Genomic DNA, 19,660 nt, shown 5'->3' with positions numbered 1-19,660 from the left:
TCCAACGGGGTTGAATAAAGAAACGGTTTATTTCATCAACAAGTTACTGTTCAGTTTTCAATGTTCATTTCGTCGCTTTCTTGAAGCAACTCTTATATCATAACTCAATGTCATTCGCTTTGTCAACAACTTTTTAAAAGTTTTTTTCGAAAGGTCAAATGCTTATTAAGTTCGTGTTGCAAAAGCAACGTTTATAACTATATCAAGGTTGTTTAAAAAACGCAACCCCTTTTCTTTAAAAACTTTAATTTAAATTTCTCTTCATTATATAACTTTTTTACATTTCAATTCGCGACACTTTTTTCAAGACTTGAAAATCAATTTCATCCCACACTCGTATCACTTCCACTCGTTTTTCTCTTCTTCAATCTTTGTTATTTTTTATAATCTTACATACTTCTCACTGTATTCTCATTAAATAATGATTGCTACTTAAACATCTCATTGTATAACCAAATAAAAAATCAGAAAGTGAGTAACTCACTTTCTGATTGAGAATATCTATTGTATTAATCTTTCGAACGCATTTGTGGGAAGAGTAAAATATCACGAATCGATTGTGCATCTGTCAATAACATAACGAGACGGTCAATTCCGATACCTAATCCGCCTGTCGGTGGTAAACCGTATTCTAATGCTTCGATGTAATCTTCATCCATATCATGCGCTTCATCATTACCCATCTCTTTTTCTGCGAGTTGCGCTTCGAAACGTTGACGTTGATCGATTGGGTCATTCAATTCTGTAAATGCGTTCGCGTGTTCGCGGCGCACGATAAATAATTCGAAACGATCTGTGAAGCGTGGATCTTCAGCATTTTTCTTAGCAAGCGGTGAAATTTCAACTGGATGTCCGTAAATAAATGTCGGTTGAACGAGTTGTTCTTCTACTTTTTGTTCAAAGAATTCGTTTAAAACATGACCGACATCCATCATTTTCTCTACTTCGACATTGTGTTCTTTCGCTAATGCATGCGCTTCTTCTTTCGTCATTTCTGGCCAGAAGTCTACGCCTGTATATTCTTTAACGGCATCTACCATGTGGAGTCGTTTCCAACGTGGTGCGAGTTCGATCGTATCTTCACCGTATTGAATAGTTGTTGTTCCGAGTACTTCTTGTGCGATATGTGCCACCATATTTTCAGTGAGTTCCATAATGTCATTGTAATCTGCATACGCTTGATACAATTCAATCATTGTGAACTCTGGATTGTGACGCGTTGAAATTCCTTCGTTTCGGAATACGCGACCAATTTCGTACACTTTTTCAAATCCACCGACTACGAGACGTTTCAAGTGTAATTCTAGTGCGATTCGAATATAAAGATCTAAATCGAGCGCGTTATGGTGTGTAATGAATGGTTTAGCGTTCGCACCACCTGCTACTGAGTGCAGCATCGGTGTTTCGACTTCTAAAAATCCTTGAGCGTCCAAATAACGGCGCATCTCTTGAATGATACGGCTACGGAGTACAAATCTCTCTTTGCTACCTTCTGTTGAAATTAAATCTAAATAACGTTGACGGTAACGTTGTTCTACGTCTTTTAATCCGTGGAACTTCTCTGGTAATGGACGCAATGCTTTCGTTAAAAATGTAAATTCGTTGGCACGTACAGATAATTCTCCGACATTCGTTTTGAAAATGCGACCTTTAATACCGATAATATCACCGATATCTACTGTTTTATATAAATCATATGCTTCTTCGCCAATTTCATCACGACGCACATAAATTTGAATTTGACCGTTCATATCTTGTAAATGAGCAAATCCAGCTTTCCCTTTACCGCGCTTCGTCATAATGCGACCTGCAATCGTTACTTCTGTTTCCATCTCTTCTAATTCTTCTTTTGAATATTGGTCATATGCTTCATGAATATCACTTGATAAATGCGTTCTTTCAAAACGACTACCAAATGGATCTAGACCACCTTCGCGAATCGCTTCCATTTTTTCACGACGCACGATAAGCTGATCGTTCAATTCGTCTAAATGAGACATTTCGTTCACTCCTTGATTCATTATCCGTTAATTGGATTTACTATCTTGTATTGTACACGATTTAATCAATCGTTTCATTGTTAAATTACAGTTTGTTGTCGTTCAGCAAGTTCTTGTTGGAAACCTTGTAAAAGATTTGTCAATTGTTCCTTCGTTTCCGTTTCATTCACAGCGCTTCTAATCGGACCGCTTCCTTTGATTCCTTTCAAATACCACGCTGTATGCTTTCGCATCTCACGCACCGCTACCCGTTCACCTTTCAAAGCCATTAAACGATTAAAGTGGAGTAAGCATACGTCGATTTTTTCAATCGGACTTGGTTCCTCTACGAACTCTCCCGTTTCTAAATAGCGTACCGTCTGGTAGATCATCCATGGATTCCCTAATGCAGCACGACCGATCATGACCGCATCTACACCTGTTTCCTCCAACATGCGCTTAGCATCTATCGGTGTTGCGACGTCTCCGTTTCCGATAAAGGGAATCGTAATTTTTTCACTCACTTGTCGCAATACATCCCAATTCGCTTTTCCTTCATACATTTGAACACGCGTACGACCGTGCATCGCAATGGCACTCGCTCCTGCTTTTTCAGCCGCTAATGCATTTTCCACCGCGAAAATATGCTCTTCATCCCAGCCGATTCGCATTTTTACACTGACCGGTTTTTCAACTGCTTCGGTTACTGCCGATACCATTTCATAAATTTTGTCAGGATTTAATAGCCATTTGGCTCCCGCTTCACATTTAATAATTTTATTGACGGGACAACCCATATTAATATCGATCATATCCGCGTTCGTCTGTTGGTCGACATATTGCGCCGCTTCTACTAACGTTTCTTTTTCTCCACCAAAAATCTGCAAAGCTAAAGGGTATTCTCGCTCGTCGATATGAAGTAAGTTCATCGTATTGCGATTGCGTTGAATAATTCCTTTATCACTAATCATTTCCGCATACACAAGACCTGCTCCAAATTCTTTCACTGTAAGGCGGAACGCAGAATTACTAATTCCAGCCATAGGTGCTACGACGACGCGATTGTCCAGTTCAATATTTCCAATTTTAAAAGGTTTCGTTGTCATGATGACTCCTCTCCTTCATAAATCCACACTTCACCTGTTGCTTCTTCTACATATTGTTTCAAAGGACGTCTCGTTTCAGAATGTACGAGTCCAGTAGATAATTCCAATAAAGGGACGAGAACGAATAGTCGCTCATGCATCCGTTCATGAGGAATGATTAACGACTCTGTCCGAATGACTTCTTCATTGAACAATAAAATATCGACATCGACTGTGCGCGGTCCCCAACGGATGACACGTTCTCTCCCTAATAACTCTTCAACGAGTTGACATACTTGCAGTAAAGCATCTGCCTCTAAATTCGTTTCAATTTCTACGACGATGTTTAGGAAGTTCGCTTGATCGACGAGCCCAACTGGTTCCGTTTCATACACAGAAGATTGACGTTTCACTTGAATCGCTGGGTGATGTTGGAGTTGTTCGACCGCTCGAGTTAAGTAGTCCATGCGATTTCCGATATTTGAGCCAATCGATAAATACGCTCGGTTCATCGATAATCGCCCCGTACAATTTCAACCGCTACATGATTGTAATGTCCTGGAATGGGAGGGTCCGGCTTGATAACTTTCACTCGAACTCCCTCTGTCAATGGTGAAAACTTTGTCAAAATACTCGTTGCGATACGTTCTGCTACCGCTTCAATCAACTTAACAGGCTCTCCTTCTACAACTTCCTTCGTCGCTTCATACACTTCCGCATAATTGATCGTCTTCGTTAAATCATCTGTTTCTCCCGCTTCCTGTAAAGAAACCGCTAATGAAACATCGACATTAAAACGTTGACCGAGACGATTTTCTTCCTCTAACGCACCGTGATAACTATAAAACTGCATGTTTTCAATATGAATATAATCCATGTTCATCCTCATTTCATTAATGCATTTAACATTTTAACCGTTCGCACCGTTTCTTTCACATCATGTACGCGCACGATATGAGCTCCGTTTAATATGCCGTAACTGACCGTCGCAAGCGACCCTTCTAACCGTTCTTCTACCGGTAAATCGAGTACATATCCAATCAAGGATTTACGGCTCGTGCCGAGTAAAATGGGATACCCCCACTCATTTAACTGTTTTAAGTGTTGCATCGCAATTATATTTTCCGGTTGTGACTTCGAAAAGCCGCCGATACCTGGATCTAACCAAATGTTTTCTTCGCGTACGCCAGCTTCTTTTGCGATTTTAATGCTACGCTTTAAGTCCGCTTCATACCCCGCAATAAATCCTTCTGGGTAATCCGCTTCCTTTCGATTATGCATTAAAATAATCGGAACATCGAAACGTGCCGCAACTTTTGCAATTGCTGGTTCTTTCTGTGCTCCCCATACATCATTAATAATTGAAGCCCCCGCGCGCACCGCTTCTTCCGCTACTTTTGCTTTATACGTATCGATGGAAATGACGCAATCCAATTCTTTCGTCAATGCTTCGATAATCGGCACGACTCGACGGATTTCCTCTTCTTCTGACACAGGCGCATGCCCTGGGTATGTCGACTCTCCACCGACGTCAATAATTCGAGCCCCGAATGCTAACATTTCTCGTGCGTGTTCGACAGCTTTTGTTACTTCGTTATATTTTCCACCATCTGAAAACGAATCTGGCGTCACATTTAAAATTCCCATGACGACAGGTTCTTTTTGAAAATCAAATGTTTCTCCTTTAATGACGTACGGTTTCACTTTTCATTCTCTCCTTTATGCACAACTTGTTGATAAAGCGCGTGTAGATGTTGATAAATCGGCCCTTTATTTCCTAGTAATCGTTTATTTTCATAACTTTTAATCGGAACGAGCTCTTGTACCGCGTTCGTTATCCACATTTCATCTATACTATGCAAGTCTTCTTCTTTAAACTCACCGATACATACTTCATAATGACGTGATGCGATTTTTAAGACGGTTGAACGTGCTGTCCCTTCTAATAAGCCGGTTGCGGCAGATGGGGTATAAATGACATTGTCCTTCGACCAAAATACGTTCGATGTCACCCCTTCTACGACATACCCTTCACGGTTAATCAAAATCCCTTCTTCTGTCGCCAAACTATTTAATTGTTGACGTGCTTTGACGTTATTTAAAAAATTAAACGATTTATGGCGATATGTTGTTTCCTCACTATTACGTGGCACTTCAATGCGATAAGCACTTTTTTCTGTTCCACGTGAAACATGTAGCTCTTTTCTTAGCAATAAAACATGCACGGAATCATATTGCGGAACCGCCAACCCTAAACCTTCTTCCCCTGCGTATACGTTTAATCGAAAATAACCATCATTATTTCCGTCCAGTTCATTTAATTGATGACATGCAATACGCAATTGTTCAGGCGTTAAAGAGCATGCCATATTTAAATCAGTCAACGCTCGAGTTAAACGTTCAAAATGAGCATCGAGTTGAAAAATCTCACCATTATACGTGCGAAACGTTTCAAAAAAGCCGACGCCATACAAAAAACCGTGACTCATCGGCGAAATCGATACATCGCTCTCTTTCATAATCATTCCGTCATAATAACAATACACTTCACTCACTCCGTTAATCGCAAAGCTTCAAACAATGCTTCTGCTTTCATTAACGACTCTGCATATTCCTCTTTCGCTACAGAGTCACTCGTAATTCCTGCACCCGCTTGTACATAATATGTCCCCGCTTCTACAAGCGCTGTACGAATGACGATATTCCATTCCAAATTACCATCAAAACCAATCCAACCGATTGACCCTGTATATAAATTTCGCTTCGTCGGTTCCAATCGTTCAATTGCGTGTAATGTTGGTAATTTCGGATCACCCGTTATCGATCCGCCTGGAAAGACCGCTTCTACAAGCTGCTGTAACGTAACATTATCTTTTAAGCGACCTCGCACATTAGATACGAGATGCATGACATGGGAATATTTTTCAATCACTTCCGACTCATTCACTTCTACCGTGTTCGGCACACATACTTTTTCAAAATCTTTCACTTCAAGTTGAACGAGCATATCATGTTCTTCTAAATCTTTACGCGCACTTTTTAAATCTTGAATATATGCTGCATCTTCTTCTGGTGTCGCACCGCGTGGTCTCGTTCCTCCAATCGGACGAGTTTCAACTTGAGTTCCTCGCTTTTTCAACAACAATTCAGGAGAACCACTCACGACTTGAAATTGTTCATGTTGAATAAACGCCATATAAGGGGACGGATTAATTTGGCGTAACACTAAATACATATGTAATGCTAGGATATCACTTTTCGCTTTTTGAAGAACGGTTAAATTTACTTGTTCCACATCACCATTTTCAATCAATCGTTGAATTTCAGCTACCCCTTCACAAAATACATCCTCTGACATCCCGGCTACAACTTCAAGTGAGCGCCTATTACCGCTTATTTTTTGCTCGTATTCACGAGCGTCTAACCAAAGCTTCTTCCACCATTTTAAATGTTCATCATCTTTGAACGTTAACCATATGACCTCTTCCGTCGTATGATCGAATATCGCATAGTCTTCAAATAAGTAATAGACGACGTCCGAGATATTCACTTCTGTCGTCGCTTCTTCTCCGATGTCCATATAGCGTCTCGCGTAATCATAACCGACAAACCCTAAAAATCCGCCTTTAAAAGGTAAATCGACATCGACGCTTTCGATGTGCATCGCTTGTCGTTCTTGCTCTATATATTGCAAAGGATCTAAATCGCTAAAAAACTCTCGTTCGCCTTCAATGATTCGAACACCTTCGTTTGTTGATTCATAACGTTTCAGTGGATGCATCCCTACAATAGAATATTTTCCGCCTCTACCACTCTCTAACAACATATGATGCTGTTCATCTTTCCCTAACGAAGCATATTTTCCAATAAACTGTTCATGCGTCATATGTCCTCGTTCTTCATAAACCTTTCGTTTCATCGATTTAATCCTCCAACTTCGTTCAGTTTCAAATATTTTTTCCATTCTATTTTACCTCTTCTAGAAGTCATTCTGCTACCCTTTGCGCTTATTGCAAAATAAAAAGCGTAGCGAGCGGATTTCTCCCGCTTCACTACGCTTCCATTCAAATATCTTTAATCATCAAAGTGATATAAAGGTGTGCTCAAGTAACGTTCTCCATTAGACGGTAAAAGTGTTACGACTGTTTTTCCTTTTCCGAGTCTCTTCGCTAATTGCAAAGCACCGTAAATCGCCGCTCCAGAAGAGACACCTCCTAAAATTCCTTCTTCTTTCGCTGCGCGACGAGCGTATTCATATGCATCGTCACCTTTTACTCGCATAATTTCATCATACACTTCTTCATCTAACACTTTCGGAACAAATCCAGCGCCGATCCCTTGAATTTTATGTCCCCCTGGTGCATCTCCTGACAATACAGCAGACTCATCTGGTTCAATCGCTACGATTTGAACGTTCGGGAAGTGTTCTTTTAACACTTGTCCGACACCTGTAATTGTTCCTCCTGTTCCGATTCCTGCGATAAATGCATCGACTTGATCGAGCGCTTCAACGATTTCAGGTCCAGTCGTTAAACGGTGTACTTCTGGGTTCGCTTCGTTATTGAACTGCTGTGGCATGAACCAGCCATTTTCTTTCGACAATTGTTCCGCCTTTGCAATCGCACCTTTCATTCCTTCTGCGCCTGGTGTTAAGACGAGGTCAGCTCCGTAAGCGCGAAGTAAATTACGACGTTCTAAACTCATCGTATCTGGCATTACGAGCACTGCGCCATATCCTTTCGCTGCTGCGATCATCGCAAGTCCGATTCCTGTATTGCCGCTCGTCGGTTCAATAATTGTGCTACCTTCTTTTAACTCTCCTGATTTTTCAGCCGCTTCAATCATCGCAAGTGCAATACGATCTTTCACACTTGACCCTGGATTAAAATATTCTAATTTCACATAAACGTCCGCGTCATTTTCACCTGTTAAACGGTTTAATTTCACTAACGGTGTTTTCCCTACTAAGTCTGCTACTGAATTCCCTACAATGGCCATGGTCATTCTCCTTTTTTAATTCCTACTATTTTAATATGATTAAGATTAGTATACAACTTCATGCGCTAAAGTCAACCCATATACTAGGTTTTAAATACAAAAAAGCGAGGAAGTTTTACTATCCTTCCTCACTCATCATTTATTTCTTTTCTTGATAAATCCAATCAACTTTAAACTCTTTCCAAAATACTTCTGGTCGGACGTTTAAAGGGAGTTGCTCCATCGCTAACACTCGTTTCACTTGCTCTTTTACTGCATCAAACTCAAAGTTCTTTTCTTCAATGACATCGTTAACACGAATGACTGCGTAAGTTCCATCTTCTAAACGAATTGGATCACTCAGCTGTCCTTTTTCTAAGTCTTTTGCAGCTTTTAAAATTTTATCATCCATCAACTCAGTCGAAGTGTTGATATAGCCTAGGTCACCGCCTAAGTTGGATGATTGAATATCAATCGAGCGTTCTTTCGCAAGCAATTCAAAGTTCGACCCGTCTTTCACTTCTTCAATCGTTTGCTTCGCTTCTTCCTCAGTGTCCGTCACGATAACGTATGTGCGATAAGACGTCGGAACATTATATAAAGAACGATGTTCATCGTAATATGCTTGAATTTCATCATCTTCTATGACGATGTCATGCGTGAGCACTTTCTCTAAAATGAGGTTCGCTCGAATTTGTTCACGTAAAGATTGCTCATGATTTCCAATCGTTAACTGACGGTCAGAAGCCGTTAATAAAGCAAGCTCTAAATCGACTTCTTCTTCCGTCACTTTTAATTTATATGATTTTGCTGCTGCTTCCATCACTTGCTCGTTAATGAGACGTTGCAATGTTTCACGGCCAATTTCACGTTCCATCGCATTCATCCACGTATTGCGATCGATTTTTTCAGATCCAACTGTCGCAACCGTTTCGTTCAACGTTCCTTTTTCACTCGGCAGTAAAAGAAGGATGAGTAAAATGAAGTTCATGATAACCGAACCCGCCAATAAAACGAGTAACGGTTTACGTTTTAATGTTCGTCTTCTTTTAGGTGGTTGTGGGCGTGCTTTTTCTGGTGGAGCTTGCCTTTGTTTCGGTGAAGCTTGGCGATTACGCACGCGCTTCATTCAATAACTGCTCCAACTCTTCTTTAGAATAATGATACTTTTCAAGACAGAAATGACATTCTGCTTCCGCTTCACCATTTTCTTCAATCATCACTTGGATTTCTTCTCGTCCTAAGCCGACAATCGCATTTGCAAATCGTTCTCTCGAACAATTACATGCAAATTGAATTGGCATTTCATCCACAATGTCCACACGCTCTTCCCCTAAAATCGCATATAACATTTCTTCTGGTGTTAACCCATTGTCAATCATCGTCGATACCGGCGTCATTTTTTGTAATGCTTCTTCTAATGCATCGATCGTTTCATCCGTTGCGCCTGGCATCACTTGTAAAATAAAACCGCCCGATGCTTTCACTGTATTGTCAGGGTTCACGAGAACACCTAAACCTACAGCAGATGGCACTTGTTCAGATACTGCGAAATATTGTGTGAAATCTTCCGCAATCTCACCTGAAACGATTGGAATTTGTCCTGTGAAAAAGTCTCGTAATCCGATATCTTTCACGACTGACAATGTCCCTTCTGTACCGACAACACCTCGGACATCTAATTTGCCTTGTTCATTTAACTCGACATGCGTTTGCGGATAAAGAGCGTATCCACGAATATCCCCCTTCGCATTCGCATCGGCGATAATCGCACCGAGAGGACCGTTTCCTTCTACTTTAATCGTTAACTTTTCTTCCCCTTTTAACATCGCGCCCATCATCACCGTCGCTGTCATCGTTCGACCGATTGCTGCTGTCGCAGTTGGCCAGCTATTATGACGGCGCTGCATCTCTCCTACTACTTCTGTTGAACGCACGGCATACGCGCGAATCGTTCCATCAAATGCTAATGCTTTTACTAAATAATCGTTTCCCACGATCGTCACCTCATTCATTTCGTTCATATATTAAATGTAATCCTTTTAATGTTAAAAAATCATCGACAACATCAATCGCATCCGTTTCTTTTGCGATTAATTGTGCCATGCCTCCTGTCGCGATGACAGTCGGTACTTCTTTGCTTTGTTCTTTCATCCGTTGCACAATACCCTCAACTTGTCCTACATAACCATAGACGATTCCCGCTTGCATCGCTTCTACTGTGTTACGTCCGACTACTTGTTCAGGTTGAATAAGTTCAACACGTGGTAGTTTAGACGCGCGATCAAAAAGTGCCTCCATCGAAATACCGACTCCTGGCGCAATCGCTCCCCCCATGTATTCACCTTTCTCATTGACGTAACAATATGTCGTCGCTGTTCCGAAATCTACAATGACGAGTGGACTCCCATATTCATGAATCGCTGCAACGGCGTTCACGATACGGTCCGCTCCGACTTCTTTCGGATTATCGTACTTAATGTTTAAACCTGTTTTAATGCCTGGCCCTACAACGAGTGGTCGTTGATTAAAATATTTGCGACACATTTGTTCTAGCGGAAACATGACTGGTGGTACGACAGATGAAATAATAATGCCGTGAATTTGATTAAATTTCAAACCGACATGATTAAACAATGATTTGACTGACATCGCATATTCATCTTCTGTACGGTGACGGTATGTTTCCATACGCCAATGATGTTTCAACTCACCTTTGTCATAAACCCCTAATACGATATTCGTATTCCCCGTATCTAATACTAAGATCATTTTCTCTAGCCCCACATTCTCAATGTTTTCCACGTTATCATAACATATTACAAAGAGAAAAAAACAACTCCACTCTTAATTTTAACTACATTCTATCGTTTCTTATTTCGATAAAGAAAGACGGAAAGTTGAATGTTATCATTCAACTCCCCGCCTGTTCCATTTATTGTTTATTATTTTCGTCCTCTTGCGTCTTAGATGTTGTGCCGAGGTCTCCCATAATTTCAACCTCTGCTTCGCCTGTATCTTCTGGAATTTGATCCTCTGATTTAGGTTCAGCAACTGAAGTTTCTTCTGATGTTGTTTCTGGCTCGCTCTCTACAGCCGCTTGTAATTCTTCTGGACGATTATTTTGATCATATAAACGAACTGGTAATGTACCATGTTCTTTTAAATGATTAATTTGTTCTGCGTCGAGTGTCTCTTCTTCAAATAATGTATCTGCGATTAATTGGAGAAGGTCTTTGTTTTCACGCAAAATATCGAGTGTACGTTCATATTGATCTTGAAGCATCGTTTGAACTTCCTGATCGATGAGTCGTGCTGTTTCATCTGAATATGTCGGTGCACCGCCGATATCTCGACCGAAGAACATTTGACTGCGCTCTGCGCTTAAATGAACCGGACCGAGCTTGTCGCTCATACCGAATTCTGTAATCATGCGGCGTGCTAAGTCTGTCGCTTGTTGGAAGTCATTAACGGCACCCGTCGATACGTCACCTAAAATAATTTCCTCCGCAGCGCGACCGCCTAACGTACCTGAAATACGGTCTAACAATTCTTGTGTCGTCGATAAGTTACTTTCATCGCGTGGAATACTAATTGCATATCCACCCGCTTGGCCACGAGGCACGATTGTCACTTTATGAACGAAACTCGCATCATCTAACATTAAGCCGATGACGACGTGTCCCGCTTCGTGAATTGCGACACGACGGCGTGTTTTCTCAGAAATAACAGAGTTCGACTTCGCTGGCCCCGCAATAACGCGGTCCGTTCCTTCGTCGATATCAGACATATCAATTTTCTTCTTATTGCGACGAGCCGCAACAAGTGCTGCTTCGTTCAATAAGTTTTCTAATTGGGCACCAGAAAATCCAGGTGTTTGCTTTGCAACAACATTTAATTTAACTGATTCGTCTAACGGCTTATTGCGTGCATGGACGTGTAAAATCGCTTCGCGGCCTTTCACATCTGGGTTATGCACTAAAATTTGACGGTCAAAACGACCTGGACGTAACAATGCAGGGTCTAAAATGTCCGCACGGTTCGTCGCTGCGATGATGATGATTCCTTCATTACCGTCGAAACCATCCATTTCAACGAGTAATTGGTTTAACGTCTGTTCACGCTCATCATGTCCACCGCCGAGTCCAGCGCCACGCTGACGACCGACCGCATCAATTTCGTCAATGAAAATGATACATGGTGAATTTTTCTTCGCGTTTTCAAACAAGTCACGTACACGACTCGCTCCGACACCGACGAACATTTCAACGAAGTCAGATCCTGAAATCGAGAAGAATGGTACGCCCGCTTCACCAGCTACCGCACGTGCGAGTAATGTTTTACCCGTTCCTGGTGGTCCTACGAGTAAGATCCCTTTCGGAATACGAGCACCTAATTGAATATATTTGCGCGAGTCTTTTAAGAAATCAACAACTTCAACGAGTTCTTGTTTCTCTTCGTCGGCCCCAGCTACGTCAGCAAAGCTTACTTTTTTGCCTTCGTCTGTATGCAACTTCGCTTTACTCTTACCGAAGTTCATCATACGGCCGCCACCGCCGCCACCTTGCGCTTGATTTAATAAAAAGAAGAATAGGATGATGATGATGATAAACGGTAAAACCCCGACGATAAATGTAGCGAACATGCTTTTCTCAGGTGCTTTTTCGAATTTAAATTCATGCCCTGTTTTCGCAAGCTCTCCAATCTTATCTAAAACTGGTCTATCGTCCATCGGTATGTTCGTTATGAACGTCTCGCCCTCTTCTGCATCTTTCATCTTCCCTTTCACTTCATAGACGAGTTGCATCGGTTGCAACTCTGCTGCTTCGATATTGCCCGCTTCTAACGCATTGACAAATTCATCGTAACGAATCGGCTGCATCTTCGGGTTCGGATTGTTAAGTAAATTGAAGACTCCTAGAAGCCCAAGGAACAACAATCCATACAATATAATATATCGCATCGTTCGATTCATCCTAAAATCCTCCTCATTTCATTCACAAAAAACTATTGTAAATCTTAACATATATTAACACTTACCTACAATGAAAAAGCCTTTTCAAGCTCTCCTATTGTTCACAATTAAAACGAATAAATTTCTTTTTTCAGAACACCGATATATGGTAAATTACGGTATTTCTCCGCATAATCTAAACCGTATCCGACGACGAATGCATCCGGTACATCAAACCCAACGTAATCTGCTTTCAAGTCCACTTTTCGACCTGTCGGCTTATCGAGCAATGTCACGATTTGAATCGAATTCGCTTGGCGATATTTGAAAAGGTCGACTAAATACTTTAACGTCTTACCGCTGTCGATAATATCTTCAATAATTAAAATGTCGCGTCCTTCTACGTTCGTATTTAAATCTTTTACAATTTTAACTTCTCCAGATGAAACGGTCGCATTACCGTAGCTTGAGACATCCATGAAGTCGATTTCTAAATAAGCGTCAATCTCTTTCATTAAATCACCCATGAAAGGAATCGCTCCCTTTAAAATACCGATTGCGAGTGGATATTTATCTTTATAATCTTCAGTGAGTGTTGCCCCTAATTCTTTCACTTTCGCACGGATTTCTTCCTCTGTAATTAAAACTTCTTGAATGTCTTTTTCTAACATGTTTTTCTCTCCTTTAATTTCGCTCGACGACAAGCACATATTTTTGCTCATCGCTTTCATTTAAACGTACATCATAGCGACATCTCAAATAAGGCACAACTAACACTTCATCTCGTTCATTCACGATAATTGGCCAAGCATCTCGTTGTTGTTTGGCTATTTTTTCATCGATAAATAGACGTGCTAGTTTTTTCGGTCGTTCCATTCCTTCCCAATGTAAACGATCACCTTCTCGACGTGTCCGAATTCGCAAATCGGATTCGGAAAGTGAATAATATTGTTTAGACTTTTCAAATGATTGAATATCTTTTTGGAAACATAATTGAAACGTATAACTTCCCCATTGAACAATCGTATTCAATGGCAAGGAAAGCTCAGTACCTCGTTTCAAGCGTTCTCTCTTTTCGAAATAAGCTCGATTGTAAGAACGGCGAACTTGATACCCATTTGGCAAGTGAACAACTTGTTCTCCTGCTTCACGATTGAGTTCAGCTTGAATTCGGTTTAGTAAGCGTTTTGAATATGTAATCTCTTCGTTTTGATTCGAATAAAGATAATTCAATAGTATTAGAATGACACGGCTTTGTAAAGCGCTGGCCTCTTTTTGAAAAGCATTACAATCGATGATTTGTCTAGACTTTGAAGATTCAATTTGAACACGTTTCAAGGATGCTTTCGCTAAATCATTCAAAGCTTGCTCATCCAATTGATTTCCTCGCAAACTGCGCGCTACTAACTTTGAATAATTTGGTTCAATTTTTTCAATTTCAGGTAAAACGTGTTGACGAATCGCATTGCGGACATAGTCGTCTTCGTCATTCGATGGGTCGTGGCGATAAGGATATTGACGGGCTTGTAAATAAGTTAGTAATTCTTTTTTCGTCACTTGAAGTAATGGACGCAATAACTGTTTTGTATGAAAAGGACGTTCCGCTAAAATACCGATCGGCTTTTGCCCACGCAACATTTGCATCATCGCCGTCTCAATGTGATCATCTAGATGGTGAGCCGTTAATAAAAGGTCATACCCTTCTCGCTCCATTACTCGATAAAAAAAGTCATAGCGTTCAATGCGACACCTTTGTTGGACATTGTCTCGATGCTGTACGACTAACTTCGGAATGTCGATGCGTTCACTATAAAAAGGAACACCGTAATTAGCACTTAATTGTTGCACAAATTGTAAATCTTCATAAGATTGTTGTCCCCGCAACATATGATCGACATGAACGATACCGTATTGAAAGTTCAACTGTTGCTTCAGCTCATCAATGAGATGAACGAGCGCTACCGAATCGATGCCTCCTGAACAAGCAACTAACAATTTCTGATGTTGCACTTCTGTTTTCAGCGTTAATATATGACGTTGGATTTTGTGAATAAGGGAATCCATAATTGAGTCGCTCTTTTCTTTTTAATAATTTTTGAAAATCTATTTGACAAATTTTCATTTGTTGTGTATGATAATTCATGTTGTTCTAAATCAGAACATTTTGGCGGCGTAGCTCAGCTGGCTAGAGCGTCCGGTTCATACCCGTAAGGTCGTGGGTTCGACTCCCTCCGCCGCTATACAAAAGAAGAAGCGATGAAACGTTTAAACGTTCCATCGCTTTTTTATTGCTTTAATTTCGAAAGCCATTTTTTCTAAAGATTGAGTAAACTTCAAGTTACCCTCTTCGTGAACCGCGGCCACCTCGTTTAGATTCAGTAGCTCTCTTCAATGTAGAAAGTCGCTCTTCACTATCTTTCATGAAGCGTGCCATTTTTTGTTCAAAGTTCTCTGCACGTTCGACAGGTTGACTTTGACGATTGTTGTGACGTGGACGTTGTGGACGTTGCGGTCTTTCTGATTCTGGCTTCGCTTTACGAATCGATAAACCAATTTTACCATCCGAACCAACATTCATTACTTTAACTTCGACTTCTTCGCCTACTTTAAGATGATCGTTAATGTCTTTAACATAACTATCTGCTACCTCACTAATGTGAACCAACCCTGTTGAACCACCTGGTAATTCAACGAACGCACCGAAGTTTGTAATCCCTGTTACTTTACCTTGTAACTTGTTGCCTACTTCAATTGACATAAAAAAAATGCTCCTCCTTAAAGTTTGAACGATTTCGAATGACGAAATCTTTACATGCACTCGTATGAAAAGTATACAAGTCTCCTAATTAACATTATAACGAACAAAAAAAGAGTGTCAACTGACTACTCTTTTTGTTGTTTCTTTTCTTTTTCAGGTAAAGAAAAAATGACTTCTCCTTCTTTTCCTATCAAATACTGCTGTCTCGCTAACTTTTCAATATATTCATCATCATCTAAACGTTCTAGCTCGGCTTTCAGTTGCTTTTGTTCTTGTTGTACTTTCTCAAGTTCAATTGTAAGCTCTGCCTTATCTGCTAAATAACGTTCTTGTGCTTTGCCTTGTTTTAAATAAATCGAAAAAATCGTTATAAACGTTATAGACGCAATACAAGCATAGAAAAAAAATCGCCTTCTTAATCTCTTTTTTTGTTGTAGGCGCCATTTTCTCTTTTTATTGTAAGCTTCTTCTTGTTCTTCCGATTGGAAATGAACTGTTTGCTCATCCCGCATTGCGCCTCACACTCCTTACCATTCATTCCTCTAAATTATAAGGGAATTTTATATCTTTTGCAAAATCATCCAAAATTTATTAAGAATTAATTGTATTCTCAGATATTATTGTATACATATTAGCTGCATCTTCTTTTTTTGTAGAATCTTTCAACTCGTTGACACGTACGGTCACAACTTTTTGACCGAACTGAATCGCTAATTCGTCGCCTTCTTTTAATTTAGAAGATGCTTTCGCTTCCAATCCATTGACTGTTACACGACCTTGATCAGCGACTTGCTTCGCTAATGTACGGCGTTTAATTAAGCGTGATACTTTCAAAAACTTATCCAATCTCATCGTTGTTCTTCCCCTTTCGCTTCATCCCAATACAGATCCATTTGTTCTAAGTCGACTACTTCCCCTTCAGCATGGTTTTCTTTCATGCGGCGTTCAACGTGTCGAAATCTTCGAGAAAATTTTTCGTTCGCATGAACCATCGCCTCTTCTGGACTAATTTTTAAAAACTGAGCGATTTTCACAAGTGTAAACAACACATCACCGAATTCATCGATTTGTGTTTCGTTATTTCCTTCACGCACTTCATGTAAAAATTCTGCCCATTCTTCTTCAAATTTTTCCAAAGCCCCGTCAATCGACGGCCAGTTAAAACCGAGTGTCGCTGCTTTCTTTTGATAATTATAAGACGTAAGCAACGAAGAACTCGCACGGTATTCTCCATCTAAAATAGAGTGCACCGTTTCTTCTCCTCGTTCCGCTCGCTTAATCTCTTCCCAATTCGCCACTACATCATCCGCATTTTCTACCGTTGTATCCCCAAATACATGAGGATGACGACGAATCATTTTTTCTTGAATCGCCTGGACGATATCTTCTAAAACAAAGTATCCTTCATCTTCCCCAATTTGCGCATGAAGAAACACTTGAAGTAAAATATCGCCTAACTCTTCAATGAGTGCATCATCATCTTGCTCTTCAATCGCTTGAATGACTTCATGAGCTTCTTCAATTAAATGACGCTTCAACGATTCATGTGTTTGCTTACGGTCCCATGGGCAGCCCTCTGGAGAGCGCAAAATGCGAATCACTTCTTTTAATGATGACCAATCTCGCATACGTTCTTCAAATGGAGCAGGTGGGACATAAACGGATGTCAAATTATCAATTTGCGTCACGCGATCCAATTCATAAATTGGCACTGTAAGCACTTGCTCCATACTCGTTCCCGCTGCCGTTACCACTTTCACTTCGTAATCATCACGATATTTTTCCATCAATGTTAACTTTACTTCGGACGCGACGAACGCATCGTACACTTGTCCGATTAAAATATGCTGACTCATGACGAGTTCTTCCGCTTTTAATTGCAGAGCATCGACGAGTTGAAAACCTTCAATCGGATCCATTCTCACAGCGGTAAACATCGCGTCTAAAAAACTTTGCCCGCCTTTAATATCGAGCTCAATTTTTCCTTCTCGTTCCGCTTCGATTAACAGTTGCACTGTCTGTTCTGCGACGAGCGGATGACCTGGTACCGCATAAACGACAGATGGAGCATCCACTTCTAATAAACGTTTGACAATCGTTTCATATACTGCTTCAAACGTCTCATTTTCTTCATAAATCGTATCAAAACTCTCAATTTGAATATTTTCTTCTTGAAGTTGTTCAAAAATCGGATGATCGATTGTACGTGTGTAAAGATAACTCGTCTCTTTCAAAAATCGATAAATACCTAGAGGAATTTGTTCTAATTCCCCATAGCCAAGGCCGATTACTATTACTCGTTTCATTTTTTGTCCTCCTTTTGAACATATAGTTGCCATTTGGCAATTTGTCTTCCGAATGGGAGTACGTACCACTCTCTTATTTGAATAATAGGATGACGCATCATGCTCACACTAAAAACGAATGCACCGAGCATCGCGCCCGTCAACGTTAAAAATGTCGCAGCTAGTCGACCGCTCCCGATCATCTTCTCCCAAGGTATTATGTACAAATACGGATAGACGACCATCCCCATTATCATCGTTGCCCATACACTAATACGATAGAAACGCGTCGTCGTCATCCGTTCTTGCACGATGGATTGAAAATAGAAAACCATACATATTGTGACGATACATAATGTGAGCAAACTACTCAAAGATGCGCCAACCACTTGATAATGTGGAATGAGCCATATATTTAAACCATACTTGATCAAGACGCTCCCACCGAAAATGATAATCGGAAATGCAATTTTTCCCTTTCCTTGTAATATTGCTGTTAAAGGCAATACTAAAGAAAGTAAAAAGATTTGCATAATAAAAAGTGCAAGAGCTAACCATTGCTCATTATGACGGAACAACATAATGTTGAGCGGTTCTAAAACGAGCACTAATCCAACCGTCGCCGCCAGTCCGAAAATAAAAGCGATCCGAAATGTTAACGTCGTGAACTGTCTCGCTTTTTCTTCTGTTTTCGCCATTTCATAATGAGCGATGAGTGGAACAATAGCTAAAGATAGCGTCGTCGCTACGAGTATGCCTAGTTGAACAAAAGGTTGGCCACGATCATAGACTCCTTTTAATTCCATCGCTTCTTGTAGCGGCATGATTTTGATTAAAACATTGAATATGGTAACGGAATCAACGAGTTGATAAAACAATAAAATTAAAGAACTCGCGCTGAAGCTAATACTTAAAATAAGCAATTCTTTCCAATGTTGTTTCCACTGAGACGTATAAGTCCAAGACATCGACGGTTTCCTCATCCATAAGATGAGTATCGCCATAACTCCTCCCGCGATGCTTCCATACACTGCGACATGGCTCGCTTCATAAACGTTAGATGATGTGCGCATGACGATATACGCTCCGCCGATGACGACCGATACTCGCACAGCTTGTTCCACAACATTCGAAATCGCAACGGGAGTTAATCGACCTTCAGCTTGTGCTGCTCCCTTCATCGTAGCGATTGGTGCCATACAGAGCGCCATCCAACTCGATGCACGAATCAATGGTGTTAATTGGTCATCTCCCATCCAATGCGCAAGGAAAGAAGCGCCTCCTTGAAGTACAATAAATAAAATTACGGAGATCAGACTCAACAAGATTACTGCACTCGTATACACTTCTTGCTTCGCTTGTCTTGTCATTTGGTCAGCGATTTGTTTCGATAAAGCAACCGCAAAACCGAAAGATGTCCAAACACCAAAAATTCCGAGTAAAGGATACACTTGTTGATACGTATAAAACCCTGCATCTCCTACCATATTTTGAAAAGGGACACGATAAGTGGCCGACAATATTTTTACGATGAAAGCCGCTAACGTTAGGATTGAAGCACCTTTCATAAATTGTTGCATCGACCAATCATTTTGTCTATTCATGACATTCCTCTTTTCTCT

At 40.6% G+C, this 19,660-nt stretch carries 19 protein-coding genes and 1 tRNA gene; 1 reads left to right on the top strand and 19 read right to left on the bottom strand.

Going from position 1 to position 19,660, the window contains the following annotated elements; genetic code table 11:
- Positions 1 to 509: 509 nt before the first annotated feature.
- The 14 genes from lysS to tilS form a co-directional block, all read right to left on the bottom strand.
- Positions 510 to 2,000 carry a lysine--tRNA ligase gene (lysS, locus tag ACFQ0V_RS02035; protein WP_194563759.1) on the bottom strand — a complete coding sequence of 497 codons (1,491 nt, stop codon included), beginning with the start codon at positions 1,998 to 2,000 and terminating at the stop codon, positions 510 to 512.
- A gap of 80 nt (positions 2,001 to 2,080) precedes the next feature.
- On the bottom strand, positions 2,081 to 3,085 hold the full coding sequence (gene dusB, locus ACFQ0V_RS02030) for a tRNA dihydrouridine synthase DusB (RefSeq protein WP_381009126.1): 1,005 nt from the start codon (positions 3,083 to 3,085) through the stop codon (positions 2,081 to 2,083).
- Entirely contained in the window at positions 3,082 to 3,576 is a 495-nt protein-coding gene (gene folK / locus ACFQ0V_RS02025) for a 2-amino-4-hydroxy-6-hydroxymethyldihydropteridine diphosphokinase (RefSeq protein ID WP_381009124.1), read from the bottom strand. Before folK ends, dusB begins: the two co-directional genes overlap by 4 nt.
- Positions 3,573 to 3,941: a dihydroneopterin aldolase gene (gene folB, locus ACFQ0V_RS02020; RefSeq protein WP_381009122.1), complete on the bottom strand. Its 369-nt coding sequence runs from the start codon at positions 3,939 to 3,941 to the stop codon at positions 3,573 to 3,575. The genes folK and folB overlap by 4 nt, the downstream gene beginning before the upstream one ends.
- A gap of 8 nt (positions 3,942 to 3,949) precedes the next feature.
- Entirely contained in the window at positions 3,950 to 4,768 is an 819-nt protein-coding gene (folP, locus tag ACFQ0V_RS02015; RefSeq protein WP_381009120.1) for a dihydropteroate synthase, read from the bottom strand.
- Positions 4,765 to 5,610, bottom strand: coding sequence for an aminotransferase class IV (locus ACFQ0V_RS02010; protein ID WP_381009118.1), 846 nt, complete (start codon positions 5,608 to 5,610; stop codon positions 4,765 to 4,767). Before ACFQ0V_RS02010 ends, folP begins: the two co-directional genes overlap by 4 nt.
- A gap of 5 nt (positions 5,611 to 5,615) precedes the next feature.
- On the bottom strand, positions 5,616 to 6,983 hold the full coding sequence (locus ACFQ0V_RS02005; RefSeq protein ID WP_381009116.1) for an anthranilate synthase component I family protein: 1,368 nt from the start codon (positions 6,981 to 6,983) through the stop codon (positions 5,616 to 5,618).
- A 155-nt stretch (positions 6,984 to 7,138) separates the two neighbouring features.
- On the bottom strand, positions 7,139 to 8,062 hold the full coding sequence (gene cysK, locus ACFQ0V_RS02000) for a cysteine synthase A (RefSeq protein ID WP_194563765.1): 924 nt from the start codon (positions 8,060 to 8,062) through the stop codon (positions 7,139 to 7,141).
- A 139-nt stretch (positions 8,063 to 8,201) separates the two neighbouring features.
- Complete coding sequence (locus ACFQ0V_RS01995; protein ID WP_381009114.1) at positions 8,202 to 9,170, bottom strand: peptidyl-prolyl cis-trans isomerase; 969 nt, start codon at positions 9,168 to 9,170, stop codon at positions 8,202 to 8,204.
- Positions 9,154 to 10,065: an Hsp33 family molecular chaperone HslO gene (gene hslO / locus ACFQ0V_RS01990; RefSeq protein ID WP_381009112.1), complete on the bottom strand. Its 912-nt coding sequence runs from the start codon at positions 10,063 to 10,065 to the stop codon at positions 9,154 to 9,156. The genes ACFQ0V_RS01995 and hslO overlap by 17 nt, the downstream gene beginning before the upstream one ends.
- Entirely contained in the window at positions 10,049 to 10,813 is a 765-nt protein-coding gene (locus ACFQ0V_RS01985) for a type III pantothenate kinase (protein ID WP_381009110.1), read from the bottom strand. Before ACFQ0V_RS01985 ends, hslO begins: the two co-directional genes overlap by 17 nt.
- A 163-nt stretch (positions 10,814 to 10,976) precedes the next feature.
- A complete protein-coding gene (gene ftsH / locus ACFQ0V_RS01980) occupies positions 10,977 to 13,016 on the bottom strand; it encodes an ATP-dependent zinc metalloprotease FtsH (protein WP_381009108.1) in 2,040 nt (679 codons plus the stop codon).
- Positions 13,017 to 13,123: 107 nt separating this feature from the next.
- On the bottom strand, positions 13,124 to 13,666 hold the full coding sequence (gene hpt, locus ACFQ0V_RS01975) for a hypoxanthine phosphoribosyltransferase (RefSeq protein WP_381009106.1): 543 nt from the start codon (positions 13,664 to 13,666) through the stop codon (positions 13,124 to 13,126).
- Between the two features lie 13 nt (positions 13,667 to 13,679).
- Positions 13,680 to 15,059, bottom strand: a complete 1,380-nt coding sequence (gene tilS, locus ACFQ0V_RS01970; RefSeq protein ID WP_381009104.1) for a tRNA lysidine(34) synthetase TilS — start codon at positions 15,057 to 15,059, stop codon at positions 13,680 to 13,682.
- A gap of 102 nt (positions 15,060 to 15,161) precedes the next feature.
- On the opposite strand from tilS, the gene ACFQ0V_RS01965 reads away from it, so the two are divergent.
- Positions 15,162 to 15,235: transfer RNA gene (locus ACFQ0V_RS01965), tRNA-Met, on the top strand.
- 98 nt (positions 15,236 to 15,333) lie between these two features.
- Here the strand turns inward: ACFQ0V_RS01965 and ACFQ0V_RS01960 are convergent.
- The 5 genes from ACFQ0V_RS01960 to ACFQ0V_RS01940 form a co-directional block, all read right to left on the bottom strand.
- Entirely contained in the window at positions 15,334 to 15,753 is a 420-nt protein-coding gene (locus tag ACFQ0V_RS01960) for a S1 domain-containing RNA-binding protein (protein WP_381009102.1), read from the bottom strand.
- 125 nt (positions 15,754 to 15,878) lie between these two features.
- Entirely contained in the window at positions 15,879 to 16,265 is a 387-nt protein-coding gene (locus ACFQ0V_RS01955; RefSeq protein WP_381009100.1) for an FtsB family cell division protein, read from the bottom strand.
- 79 nt (positions 16,266 to 16,344) lie between these two features.
- Positions 16,345 to 16,605: an RNA-binding S4 domain-containing protein gene (locus ACFQ0V_RS01950; protein ID WP_381009098.1), complete on the bottom strand. Its 261-nt coding sequence runs from the start codon at positions 16,603 to 16,605 to the stop codon at positions 16,345 to 16,347.
- Complete coding sequence (locus ACFQ0V_RS01945) at positions 16,602 to 18,059, bottom strand: bifunctional methyltransferase/pyrophosphohydrolase YabN (RefSeq protein WP_381009096.1); 1,458 nt, start codon at positions 18,057 to 18,059, stop codon at positions 16,602 to 16,604. Before ACFQ0V_RS01945 ends, ACFQ0V_RS01950 begins: the two co-directional genes overlap by 4 nt.
- Positions 18,056 to 19,642, bottom strand: coding sequence for a putative polysaccharide biosynthesis protein (locus ACFQ0V_RS01940; protein ID WP_381009094.1), 1,587 nt, complete (start codon positions 19,640 to 19,642; stop codon positions 18,056 to 18,058). Before ACFQ0V_RS01940 ends, ACFQ0V_RS01945 begins: the two co-directional genes overlap by 4 nt.
- Positions 19,643 to 19,660: the final 18 nt, after the last annotated feature.

It is taken from the genome of Savagea faecisuis (assembly GCF_042675605.1).
GTDB lineage: Bacteria > Bacillota > Bacilli > Bacillales_A > Planococcaceae > Savagea > Savagea faecisuis.
Note: the sequence above shows the minus strand (reverse complement) of the source record. Positions and strands in the feature narration are given on the sequence as shown.

Bases quoted from the DNA above. Each gene is read 5' to 3' on its own strand.
- lysS (WP_194563759.1), bottom strand. From the start codon at position 2,000: ATGTCTCATTTAGACGAATTGAACGATCAGCTTATCGTGCGTCGTGAA.
- dusB (WP_381009126.1), bottom strand. From the start codon at position 3,085: ATGACAACGAAACCTTTTAAAATTGGAAATATTGAACTGGACAATCGC.
- folK (WP_381009124.1), bottom strand. From the start codon at position 3,576: ATGAACCGAGCGTATTTATCGATTGGCTCAAATATCGGAAATCGCATG.
- folB (WP_381009122.1), bottom strand. From the start codon at position 3,941: ATGGATTATATTCATATTGAAAACATGCAGTTTTATAGTTATCACGGT.
- ACFQ0V_RS02005 (WP_381009116.1), bottom strand. From the start codon at position 6,983: ATGAAACGAAAGGTTTATGAAGAACGAGGACATATGACGCATGAACAG.
- cysK (WP_194563765.1), bottom strand. From the start codon at position 8,062: ATGGCCATTGTAGGGAATTCAGTAGCAGACTTAGTAGGGAAAACACCG.
- ACFQ0V_RS01995 (WP_381009114.1), bottom strand. From the start codon at position 9,170: ATGAAGCGCGTGCGTAATCGCCAAGCTTCACCGAAACAAAGGCAAGCT.
- hslO (WP_381009112.1), bottom strand. From the start codon at position 10,065: ATGAACGAAATGAATGAGGTGACGATCGTGGGAAACGATTATTTAGTA.
- ACFQ0V_RS01985 (WP_381009110.1), bottom strand. From the start codon at position 10,813: ATGATCTTAGTATTAGATACGGGGAATACGAATATCGTATTAGGGGTT.
- ftsH (WP_381009108.1), bottom strand. From the start codon at position 13,016: ATGAATCGAACGATGCGATATATTATATTGTATGGATTGTTGTTCCTT.
- hpt (WP_381009106.1), bottom strand. From the start codon at position 13,666: ATGTTAGAAAAAGACATTCAAGAAGTTTTAATTACAGAGGAAGAAATC.
- tilS (WP_381009104.1), bottom strand. From the start codon at position 15,059: ATGGATTCCCTTATTCACAAAATCCAACGTCATATATTAACGCTGAAA.
- ACFQ0V_RS01960 (WP_381009102.1), bottom strand. From the start codon at position 15,753: ATGTCAATTGAAGTAGGCAACAAGTTACAAGGTAAAGTAACAGGGATT.
- ACFQ0V_RS01955 (WP_381009100.1), bottom strand. From the start codon at position 16,265: ATGCGGGATGAGCAAACAGTTCATTTCCAATCGGAAGAACAAGAAGAA.
- ACFQ0V_RS01950 (WP_381009098.1), bottom strand. From the start codon at position 16,605: ATGAGATTGGATAAGTTTTTGAAAGTATCACGCTTAATTAAACGCCGT.
- ACFQ0V_RS01945 (WP_381009096.1), bottom strand. From the start codon at position 18,059: ATGAAACGAGTAATAGTAATCGGCCTTGGCTATGGGGAATTAGAACAA.
- ACFQ0V_RS01940 (WP_381009094.1), bottom strand. From the start codon at position 19,642: ATGAATAGACAAAATGATTGGTCGATGCAACAATTTATGAAAGGTGCT.